11 protein-coding genes and 1 pseudogene are annotated in these 10,313 nt (G+C 50.9%); 11 read left to right on the forward strand and 1 reads right to left on the reverse strand.

Translation table 11 applies throughout. The annotated features are described in order from the left end of the window. The first annotated feature begins 156 nt into the window (after positions 1-156). Positions 157-1,158 (forward strand): adenosine deaminase, encoded by a 1,002-nt coding sequence (gene add, locus BM191_RS03370; protein ID WP_092875094.1) that lies wholly within the window; start codon positions 157-159, stop codon positions 1,156-1,158. 91 nt (positions 1,159-1,249) lie between these two features. Here the strand turns inward: add and BM191_RS03375 are convergent, their stop codons facing one another. Then, positions 1,250-2,290 (reverse strand): oxidoreductase, encoded by a 1,041-nt coding sequence (locus BM191_RS03375; protein ID WP_092875096.1) that lies wholly within the window; start codon positions 2,288-2,290, stop codon positions 1,250-1,252. 569 nt (positions 2,291-2,859) lie between these two features. Here BM191_RS03375 and ydgT point away from each other — a divergent pair. The 10 genes and pseudogenes from ydgT to BM191_RS17020 form a co-directional block, all read left to right on the forward strand. Further along, positions 2,860-3,075, forward strand: a complete 216-nt coding sequence (gene ydgT, locus BM191_RS03380) for a transcription modulator YdgT (protein WP_092875098.1) — start codon at positions 2,860-2,862, stop codon at positions 3,073-3,075. A gap of 98 nt (positions 3,076-3,173) precedes the next feature. Next, positions 3,174-3,614: a DUF2569 domain-containing protein gene (locus tag BM191_RS03385; RefSeq protein WP_092875100.1), complete on the forward strand. Its 441-nt coding sequence runs from the start codon at positions 3,174-3,176 to the stop codon at positions 3,612-3,614. 120 nt (positions 3,615-3,734) lie between these two features. Further along, a complete protein-coding gene (gene rsxA / locus BM191_RS03390; RefSeq protein WP_092875102.1) occupies positions 3,735-4,316 on the forward strand; it encodes an electron transport complex subunit RsxA in 582 nt (193 codons plus the stop codon). Then, complete coding sequence (rsxB, locus tag BM191_RS03395) at positions 4,316-4,894, forward strand: electron transport complex subunit RsxB (protein WP_092875104.1); 579 nt, start codon at positions 4,316-4,318, stop codon at positions 4,892-4,894. The genes rsxA and rsxB overlap by 1 nt, the downstream gene beginning before the upstream one ends. Continuing rightward, entirely contained in the window at positions 4,887-6,740 is a 1,854-nt protein-coding gene (gene rsxC, locus BM191_RS03400) for an electron transport complex subunit RsxC (protein WP_092875106.1), read from the forward strand. The genes rsxB and rsxC overlap by 8 nt, the downstream gene beginning before the upstream one ends. Then, positions 6,741-7,799: an electron transport complex subunit RsxD gene (rsxD, locus tag BM191_RS03405; protein ID WP_092875108.1), complete on the forward strand. Its 1,059-nt coding sequence runs from the start codon at positions 6,741-6,743 to the stop codon at positions 7,797-7,799. Positions 7,800-7,801: 2 nt separating this feature from the next. After that, a complete protein-coding gene (rsxG, locus tag BM191_RS03410; protein ID WP_092875110.1) occupies positions 7,802-8,425 on the forward strand; it encodes an electron transport complex subunit RsxG in 624 nt (207 codons plus the stop codon). 2 nt (positions 8,426-8,427) lie between these two features. Then, entirely contained in the window at positions 8,428-9,138 is a 711-nt protein-coding gene (locus BM191_RS03415) for an electron transport complex subunit E (RefSeq protein ID WP_092875112.1), read from the forward strand. Next, positions 9,135-9,773, forward strand: coding sequence for an endonuclease III (nth, locus tag BM191_RS03420; RefSeq protein WP_092875114.1), 639 nt, complete (start codon positions 9,135-9,137; stop codon positions 9,771-9,773). The genes BM191_RS03415 and nth overlap by 4 nt, the downstream gene beginning before the upstream one ends. Positions 9,774-9,833: 60 nt before the next feature. After that, positions 9,834-10,269, forward strand: a pseudogene (locus tag BM191_RS17020) (recombinase family protein); the annotation flags it as partial. Positions 10,270-10,313: the final 44 nt, after the last annotated feature.

The following is a 10,313-nucleotide window of genomic DNA, read 5'->3' on the forward strand; positions in this document are numbered from 1 at the left end:
CATTTCGATCCCATAAAAAGCGCGCTATGGCGCGCTTTTTATTAGTGGTGATTTACGCAAACAAAAAAAATTTTGCGCAAACTAGTGGCATCATACGTTGTGATATTTTTATAATGTTCTGCACTTTATAAATTCAATCTGGTAAGTGAGTGCACTGTGATCGTTGACAACCTCCCCCTGACAGACCTTCATCGTCATCTTGATGGCAATATCCGTGCGCAAACAATCCTGGACTTGGGACGAGAGTTCAATGTTAACCTGCCGGCAGCCAACCTGGCGAGTTTACGCCCCCACGTGCAGGTTACCGGAAGTGAACCCGACTTAGTGAGCTTCCTCAATAAACTAGACTGGGGCGTAAAAGTGTTGGGATCGCTTGAAGCCTGCCGCCGGGTAGCTATAGAGAACGTTGAGGATGCTGCACGGGCGGGTATTCATTATGCGGAGTTGCGCTTCTCTCCTGGCTATATGGCGATGACGCATAACCTGCCGGTTAGCGGCGTGGTGGAGGCCATTGCCGACGGCATCAAAAGCGCCAGACGCCAGTATCAGATCGAGGTACGCCTGATTGGTATCATGAGCCGGACCTTTGGTGAAGAAGCCTGCCTGCAAGAACTGGAGGGTCTGCTGGCCCATCGCGATGCAATCACTGCCGTTGACCTTGCCGGCGACGAACTCGGTTTCCCCGGAAGCGAGTTCCTGACACATTTTAATCGCGCTCGCGATGCAGGTTTTCACGTGACAATCCACGCGGGAGAAGCGGCCGGCGCCGAGAGCATCTGGCAAGCTATCCGCGAGCTGGGCGCCGAACGCATAGGGCACGGCGTCAGGGCTATTGACGATCCTGCCCTGATGGATTTTCTCGCTGAACAGGGTATCGGCATTGAATCCTGCCTGACGTCGAACATTCAAACCAACACCGTCCCGTCACTGGCTTCACATCCGCTGAGACAATTCCTCGACCACGGGATACTGGCCACGCTGAACACTGACGATCCTGCGGTTCAGGGCATCGAGCTACCCCATGAATATCAGGTTGCAGCGCCCAGCGCCGGGCTGTCAGCAGCACATATTCGCCAGGCGCAGGAAAATGGCCTGACAATTGCTTTCCTCAGTGAAGTGGAAAAGCAAGCATTGCGCCAACGCGTTTCCACCGGTTGACGATTGAAAAAGCCTCCCTGCACATCAGGGAGGTAAAAATTACTTTCCTTTTCTGGGCGCGCACTTCACGCAGCCGCTCTGTTTACGGCGATTATTTACAGGAAAGCGTCTGACGCTTTTCCACAGACTGCAAGCCAAGCTCAATCAATTCCATTACCTGAATGGCTTCTTCAGCGCTAACCGGATTGGCACCATCCCCTTTAATTGCGTCACGAATTGCAGCATAGTACGCCGGGTAGTTGCCAGGGATTGTTAACAGGCTTTTCTCAATCACCTGATCCCCCTCGATCAGCGTCAACACGCCGTCTCGCATATCATACCCCCATTCCGTCTGCGGTGGTCGGGCACCAGATTTAAGGCTGTCTTCCTGCGGATCAAGGCCAAACTTCACGTAGCTCCCACGGGTGCCATGAAGCTGGTAACGCGCTGACTCGGCGGCCACCAGCATGCTCGCATGTAAAATCACGCGCTTTTGCGGATAGATTAACACCGCGTGAAAATAGTCGGTTGTTTGTGCCCCGGGACGCAGCTCTGTCATATCGACATTAATGGCTACCGGTGAGCCGAACAACTGAAGAGCCTGATCTAACAGATGCGGCCCAAGATCGAACCAGAGGCCGCTGCCCACGCCTTTTTGTTCACGCCAGCGCTGACGCACCTCCGGGCGAAAGCGATCAAAGTGCGATTCAAAATAGCAAATTTCACCCAAAGTACCTTCATCCAGCAAGTGCTTAACCGTCATAAAATCACTGTCCCAGCGGCGGTTGTGGAACACCGAAAGCAACAATCCTTTCGACTGTGCCAGGGCATTTAACTCATAAGCTTGTGACAGTGTAACAGTGAAAGGTTTATCAACCACCACGTGCTTACCGGCATTCAAAGCGGCTTTTGCCAGTGGAAAATGGCTATCATTCGGCGTTGGAATAACGATGACCTGCAGAGAAGGATCGTCAAATAACGTCTGCGGATCGGATTCGACCCTGACTGATGGCCAGTCCGCATGAACTTTTGCAGCATCGCTGCTGGATATAGCCGCCAGCTCCATTCCGGAGGTTCCGGCAATTAATGGGGCGTGAAACGTTTTGCTGGCAAAGCCGTACCCTACCAGACCAACACGAATTTTGTCGCTCATTTTGACTCCTCTCGTTCTCTATCCGATTGATTAAAGTTGAAAGTGCGATGCAGAACAAGGCCGAATACGCTGAAAGTTTATTCTTGTGCCCATTGAGCACAGCGGGACAAATGCCAAAAACCAAAAGATGTTGATTACAATCGCCATCATCAGCACTGACAGGTGTGCTGCACCTTAACTACACGTCTCTACCGCACAATAGCCACGCCAGAAAAATGTCTGTTTACAGTCGAAGTCTGATTGTGAATAGCGATAGTTAAATAGGAGGAGCGGCACAAATAGTAATCGCCATCCCTTTCGCAATATTATAAAAATGTTGAAAAAATGAAATTACGATAAAAAGCATGATGAATCTGTGTCTAAAGATTGACCTGTGAGAATACCCAGTACCACTTTTCCTAACAGCAGAGTTATTAGGCTAAGAAAATCGATGCATCCGGCTGCCTTTTCAGAAGCATTATGAGCAATTTGTTTTAATCAGGTTTCAGGTTTCTTGATTAAAATGAGAGTCGGGTTATGTCTTTCTCCTATCTTTATGATTTCTACTACCAGGACAATCTATCAACATCATGACAGCTCAAGATTTTCTTTTAACATTTCGCAAAATTAACAATTACGACAACTTAGAAAAACTTTTCGATCGTCTTAATTATTCTCTGACTGATGACAAGGACATTATCAATATGTATCGCGCTGCCGATCATCGACGCGCTGAGCTTGTTTCAGGCGGCAGGCTGTTTAATTTGGGCCAGGTGCCGAAATCTGTCTGGCGCTATGTCATCTAAATTTCTCTGCCTGATGAATTTTACAAAAAATCACGTATAATCGCGCCTCTGCTTTTCAACAGTCAACATTTCCATGCTGCGGACCATGAGGGTTTGTTGTGAAAATAGAATCTGCGCCGCGTATTGGTGGCTGGTTGTGGTTGCCCTTTATATGGCTGGTTCTGACGCTGCTTACCAGCACGTTAGTGATGGGGCATTATGTCGCCTGGCTGCTGAATAACCCGATCTGGCACAATCTGTTCAGTCAATCACATACTCTGTTGATTCAGATAGCCGCTACGCTGGTGACAGCGGCTGGCATGTGGATTTACAGCGCCTGGGTTACCTGGTTATTTTATCAGCGCTCCAGCCGGCTGCCGCGTCATTACATCATATGGCTACTATTGACGATTGCGCTGTCGCTCAAAAGCTGGGCTTTATCGCCAGTAAGTGAGGCCATCGCCACGCGAAACCTGCTGATTTCTTTGTTGGCTGCCGCTCTTTTTGCTGTTTATTTACGGCGTTCAAAAAGAGCCAAAACGACCTTTATTGAACCTTAGCCATACGTGTTTATTCAATAGTGCTTTCTGAGAGGGTTTACGGATTAACCTTGGTATTGCGCGGTTGTGCCCGGCAGTGGGATGGCCGATAATAACCGCTTTTGTTGTTCAGGCTAAACCATGACCGAATACCTGCTGTTATTTGTTGGCACCGTGTTGGTGAATAATTTCGTCCTGGTGAAGTTCCTCGGGCTTTGCCCTTTTATGGGCGTTTCCAAAAAGCTGGAAACGGCAATCGGCATGGGGCTCGCCACAACCTTTGTGATTACTCTGGCCTCGATTTGTGCATGGCTGGTCAATCATCTGATTCTTGTTCCCCTCGATCTCACCTACCTGCGCACTATGGCTTATATCCTGGTGATCGCGGTCGTCGTACAATTTACCGAGATGGTGGTACGTAAAACCAGCCCCGGTCTTTATCGCCTGTTGGGCATCTTCCTGCCATTGATTACCACTAACTGTGCCGTGTTGGCCGTTCCGTTGCTGAGCGTAAATCTCAGTCACAGCTTCTTGCAGGCATCAGTATTTGGCTTCAGCGCATCCATTGGCTTTTCACTGGTCATGGTGCTATTTGCCGGCCTGCGTGAGCGGCTGGTTCTGGCTGATGTGCCTGCTCCGTTTAAAGGAAATTCTATTGCACTGATTACCGCCGGGTTGATGGCCCTGGCCTTCATGGGCTTCAGCGGGTTGGTGAAATTCTGATGGCCGCAATCTGGATCGCTGTTGTGGTACTCAGTGCACTGGGCCTGTTTTTTGGCGCCCTACTCGGCTATGCTTCCCGTCGATTTAAAGTTGAAGACGATCCCATCGTCGAGCAAATCGATGCACTTTTACCACAGAGTCAGTGCGGCCAGTGTGGCTATCCCGGCTGCCGCCCCTATGCAAACGCGGTGGGTAACAATGGCGAGGCAATTAATAAATGCGCCCCCGGTGGCGAGCAAACCATGCTTAAGCTGGCGGCGCTGCTCAATGTTGAGGCACAGCCGATTGATGGCGATGACGAAGCGCGTGAGCCGCTAAGGAAAGTCGCCTGGATCGATGAAGCCAATTGCATTGGCTGCACCAAATGCATTCAGGCTTGTCCGGTCGATGCGATTATAGGCGCCACCCGTGCCATGCATACTGTGCTTAGCGATGCATGTACTGGCTGCGACCTCTGTGTTGCACCTTGCCCAACTGACTGCATTGAAATGCGGCCAGTTGCCGTCACCCCTGCTAACTGGAAATGGAACTTAGAGACTATTCCAGTAAAAGTAATCCCTGCGGATTGTCATGCTTAAACAACTTAATCTGTTCAAAAAAAAACGCATCTGGGATTTTGAAGGCGGCATTCATCCGCCTGAAATGAAAACGCAGTCAAACAGTAGGCCTTTGCGTCAGCTGCCGCTAGCATCGCGCTTTATTATTCCGTTGAAACAACATATCGGACAAGATGGCGAGATCTGCGTTAAGCCTGGCGATAAAGTGCTGCGTGGCCAGCCTCTGACCTTCGGCAAGGATCGAATGTTGCCGGTGCATGCGCCGACTTCTGGTGTCATCGAGGCCATAGCTTACCATATGACGGCACATCCCTCAGGGCTGAGTGAATTCTGTATTTTTCTTGAAGCGGACGGAGAGGATCGTTGGGCACCGCGTAATCCGCTGACAGATTATAAGTTGCGGCCACGTGCTGAGTTGATAACACATATTCATCAGGCTGGCATCGCCGGACTTGGCGGTGCCGGATTTCCTACCGCACTCAAATTGAACGGCGGCCGGAACAGCACCAGGACATTAATTATTAACGCTGCGGAGTGCGAGCCTTATATCACAGCTGACGACCGCCTGATGCAGGACTGCGCTGCAGAGGTTATAGAAGGTAGCCGTATTCTTGCCTGGATTTTACAGTCAGACCAGACACTGATCGGCATTGAAGATAATAAACCCCAGGCCATCAAAGCATTGAAACAGGCTCTGGCCGGCAGCCATGATTTGCAGTTGCGCATTATCCCCACTAAATACCCGTCAGGTGGTGCAAAGCAACTGACAAAAATTCTCACGGGAATGGAAGTTCCCCACGGCGGGCGCTCATCTGATATCGGCGTGCTGATGCAAAACGTTGGCACGGCCTATGCCGTGAAGCGAGCAATTATCGATGGCGAAGCGCTGACGGAACGCGTAGTAACGCTCACTGGTGAGGCAATTGCACAACCGGGAAACGTTTGGGGGCGGATGGGTACTCCAGTTAGCCATCTGCTACACCATGCCGGTTTTGCGCCGCAGGCTGAGCAGATGGTTATAATGGGTGGCCCGCTGATGGGCTTTACCTTATCAGCACTGGATGTGCCAGTGGTTAAGATAACCAACTGCCTGTTAGCCCCCTCCAGCGAAGAGATTGGTAAACCCCTGGCTGAGCAGTCCTGCATTCGATGCAGCGCCTGCGCCGACGTTTGCCCGGCAGCACTGCTTCCACAACAGCTGTACTGGTACAGCCGGGGTGGCGATCATGACAAAGCCCGCATCCATCACCTTGATGATTGCATTGAATGTGGAGCCTGCGCTTACGTTTGTCCCAGCAATATCCCGCTGGTTCAGTATTATCGCCAGGAAAAAGCTGAGCTGAGGGCCATCGACCTTGACGCCAGACGCACCGCTGAGGCAAAGGCGCGTTTTGAAGCACGGAAAAACCGTCTCGGGCGTGAAAAAGAAGCCCGCGAGGCACGCCATCAACAGGCAAAAACAACGGTCAGTGAGCGCGATCAGCAGGAGATAAGCGCCGCACTTGCACGTGTTAAAGCGAAGAATATTAAGCCTGATCAGCCAGTGATAGTACAGGCAGGAAGTTTGCCGGATAACAGCGCAATGATCATTCAGCGTCAGGCGCGTAAAGCTGAGGCATACGCTCGCCAGTCGGAAAAGCAGTCTCAGAAAGATCCTATCACCCGCCAAAGTAGCGATCCGCGTAAGGCGGCGGTAGAAGCCGCTATCGCCCGCGCTAAAGCAAAAAAAGCCGTGCCAGAACTGCCGCAAGAGGAGCAACGTACCACACAGCCCTCCACCAGCGATCCGCGTAAGGCGGCGGTGGAAGCCGCTATCGCCCGCGCTAAAGCAAAAAAAGCCGCACAGCAACGAACTCAAGAGGAATAAATGGCGTTTCGTATCGCAAGCTCTCCCTATACCCACAACCACCGCAATACCGGTAAAATCATGCTGCTGGTCGTTATAGCCGCACTCCCCGGTATAGTGGCGCAGTGGTATTACTTTGGCTGGGGTAACCTGATACAAGTAGCGATCGCGATAGTTACCGCGCTGGCTTCAGAGGGGCTGGCATTAAGGCTACGCAGCAGTCCGGTGCTGCCAGGCTTGGGCGACTATTCAGCACTGTTAACCGCCCTGCTACTGGGAATAAGTATCCCAGCACTTGCCCCCTGGTGGATGGTGGTTATTGGTACCGCTTTTGCGATTATTATTGCCAAGCAACTATACGGCGGGCTCGGTCAAAACCCTTTCAATCCGGCGATGATAGGCTATGTTGTTCTGCTGATATCCTTCCCTGTACAGATGACCAGTTGGCTGCCACCCAGAGAACTTCAGGCATCAACGGTCGGCCTTGCCGATTCACTGGCGGTGATATTCAGTGGTCATAGTCTTAACGGTGAGACGCTGCACCAACTGCGTGAAGGGATTGATGGTATTAGTCAAGCAACGCCACTGGATAATTTTAAAACCGGATTGGCTACCGGCCATCACGCCGCTCAGCTGCTCACTCAGCCTATCTACAGCGGTGTACTGGCAGGGCCAGGCTGGCAATGGATCAACCTTGGTTTTCTTCTCGGCGGTCTGTTCTTACTTAGCCGGAATGCCATTCGCTGGCATATTCCACTCAGTTTTCTGCTATCGCTGACGATTTGCGCGACTATTAGCTGGCTGATCGCACCCGATAAATTTATTTCGCCGCTGATTCATCTGTTTTCTGGCGCAACCATGCTTGGGGCATTTTTTATTGCCACCGATCCCGTAACCGCCTCCACGACCAATAAAGGCCGCCTGATTTTTGGCGCTTTAATTGGCATGTTGGTGTGGTTGATTCGCAGTTTTGGCGGTTATCCTGATGGCGTAGCTTTTGCCGTTTTGCTGGCTAACATTACTGTGCCACTGATTGATTATTACACGCAGCCGCGCGTATACGGTCACAAAAAGGAGTAAATATGCTGGATGTGATCCGTAGAAATGGTGTTACGCTTGCGGTTTTTGCCGCCATCACCACCGGCATGACAGCAGTCATCAACGCAGTGACTAAACCCACTATCGCGCATCAGGCTGATCTGGCGCAGAAAGCGTTACTTGACCAGGTGGTTCCACCGGATATTTATGACAACCAGTTGCAACAGGAATGTTACGTTGTCACAAATAGAGCATTAGGGAATTTGAATCCTCACCACCTTTATCTTGCGCGTAAGAATGGCAAACCGGTAGCAGTGGCGCTCGAAACGACGGCATCTGATGGCTATTCCGGCAACATTCAGATGTTGGTTGGTGCCGATTTTAAGGGTAAGGTTCTGGGTACTCGCGTTGTTGAGCACCATGAAACACCAGGTCTGGGAGATAAGATTGATTTACGTATCTCCAATTGGATCTTGTCTTTCGATGATAAAGTTATTCATGGCAGCGCCGACCCGCATTTTGCAGTAAAAAAGGATGGCGGTGACTTCGATCAGTTTACCGGGGCGACAATTACGCCGCGCGCGGTCGTTAACGCTGTAAAACGCACCACGCTTTATGTGGAAACCCTGCAACCTCAACTGAACTCACTAAAAGCCTGCGGAGAATAATAATGCGCCAAGCGAAGGAACTACTCATCGGCGGTTTGTGGAAGAATAATTCTGCGCTGGTGCAATTACTGGGTCTGTGCCCCCTGCTGGCGGTAACTTCCACGGCGACCAATGCATTAGGTCTGGGTCTGGCGACCACGCTGGTATTAACCTGCACTAACAGTGGGATCTCACTTTCACGCCGTTGGGTACCTTCAGAGATCCGCATTCCAGTTTACGTGATGATCATTGCCGCTGTAGTCAGTTGCGTACAGATGCTCATTGCAGCTTGGGCGCCGGAGTTAAATCAATCACTGGGGATTTTTATTCCCCTGATTGTCACAAACTGCATTGTCGTCGGCCGCGCGGAAGCGGTTGCATCTAAAAGCAGTGTTCCCCTTGCTGCACTGGACGGTATGGCGATCGGTCTTGGTGCGACCAGCGTGATGGTTGTACTGGGTTCGATTCGTGAAATTATCGGCAATGGTACAATCTTCAACGGTGCTGATCAGCTGCTTGGTCCTTGGGCGAAAGTGCTGCGTATTCAGATTTTCCATTTTGACTCGCCGATGCTGCTGGCAATGCTGCCCCCGGGTGCCTTTATCGGACTTGGCATGCTGCTGGCATGTAAATATTTGATCGACAAAAAAATGAAACAGCGAGCAGCACTGAGAGCTGAACAACGCTCAGAGTCAACCAGAGGACTGAACGGACAAACGGGAAGCACTGCGTGAATAAAGAAAAACGCCGCATGATACTGGAACGTCTGCGCGAAGATAACCCTCATCCAACAACTGAGCTCAATTTTTCCTCTCCCTTTGAGCTGCTGATCGCAGTCCTACTTTCTGCGCAGGCGACGGATGTTAGCGTGAATAAAGCCACCGCCCGTCTTTATCCTGTGGCGAATACGCCACAGGCAATGCTGGATCTCGGCGTTGACGGCGTGAAGGAATACATCAAAACAATCGGTTTATTTAACAGCAAGGCTGAACACGTGATTAAAACCAGCCGTATTCTGCTGGAAAGACACGCCGGTGAAGTGCCTCAAAATCGCCAGGCGCTGGAAGCGTTACCTGGCGTAGGACGAAAAACGGCAAACGTCGTTCTGAATACTGCCTTTGGCTGGCCAACGATCGCCGTCGATACCCATATTTTTCGCGTAGCAAACCGTACTCACTTTGCACCCGGCAGTAACGTTGAGCAGGTAGAAGATAAGCTGCTCAAGGTTGTGCCTTCAGAGTTCAAACTCAATTGTCATCACTGGTTGATCCTCCTCGGGCGCTATACCTGCGTCGCGCGTAAGCCGCGCTGTGGCGCCTGCATTATTGAAGATCTCTGCGAGTATGACCAGAAAACAGAAATAACCTGATTGCCTTAAAGGGGCTTAAGGCTATTTCACCTCTCCCCTTACCTTTAGACACCGTAGCGGCTGCTTGAACAGATAGACCGTCTGACCCGTCTGAGTAACAGCGACTGGATGGCGCTAAAAAAGCAGATCGAGCAACACGAGCTGCGGATTGCCAGCCTGGAGGTGTCCACCTCATGGCAAGCCGTGTCAGATAGAGATCCTTCGCGGGTTGCCCCGATCACCCGTGCAGTCATCACCGCCATCAATACCATGCTTATCGATCTGACGGCCGCAATGTCGCATAAGGACTGGCTAAGCCATCACCAACGGCAAAAACAAGGTATCAGACGCGCACATACGCCGGGGAACTTTCGGGGCAAACAGGCAGATCAGTAACGGCATCAGAAGGTTATGTACTACCGGCAGGTAAAAAAACTCAGCATCGGCAAATCCGCAGACGCCACAATTCAAAAAATGCCGTATTCAGGCACTCAACAGAAATAAAGTTGTTTACTGACAGAAAATTTTTTTTGATGATGATAAACAGGGGTTTTAACAGCC

The organism is Izhakiella capsodis (assembly GCF_900115045.1).
Classification (GTDB): Bacteria; Pseudomonadota; Gammaproteobacteria; order Enterobacterales; family Enterobacteriaceae; genus Izhakiella; species Izhakiella capsodis.

Bases quoted from the DNA above. Each gene is read 5' to 3' on its own strand.
- rsxG (WP_092875110.1), top strand. From the start codon at position 7,802: ATGCTGGATGTGATCCGTAGAAATGGTGTTACGCTTGCGGTTTTTGCC.
- rsxD (WP_092875108.1), top strand. From the start codon at position 6,741: ATGGCGTTTCGTATCGCAAGCTCTCCCTATACCCACAACCACCGCAAT.
- rsxB (WP_092875104.1), top strand. From the start codon at position 4,316: ATGGCCGCAATCTGGATCGCTGTTGTGGTACTCAGTGCACTGGGCCTG.
- BM191_RS03375 (WP_092875096.1), bottom strand. From the start codon at position 2,290: ATGAGCGACAAAATTCGTGTTGGTCTGGTAGGGTACGGCTTTGCCAGC.
- rsxC (WP_092875106.1), top strand. From the start codon at position 4,887: ATGCTTAAACAACTTAATCTGTTCAAAAAAAAACGCATCTGGGATTTT.
- rsxA (WP_092875102.1), top strand. From the start codon at position 3,735: ATGACCGAATACCTGCTGTTATTTGTTGGCACCGTGTTGGTGAATAAT.
- ydgT (WP_092875098.1), top strand. From the start codon at position 2,860: ATGACAGCTCAAGATTTTCTTTTAACATTTCGCAAAATTAACAATTAC.
- BM191_RS03415 (WP_092875112.1), top strand. From the start codon at position 8,428: ATGCGCCAAGCGAAGGAACTACTCATCGGCGGTTTGTGGAAGAATAAT.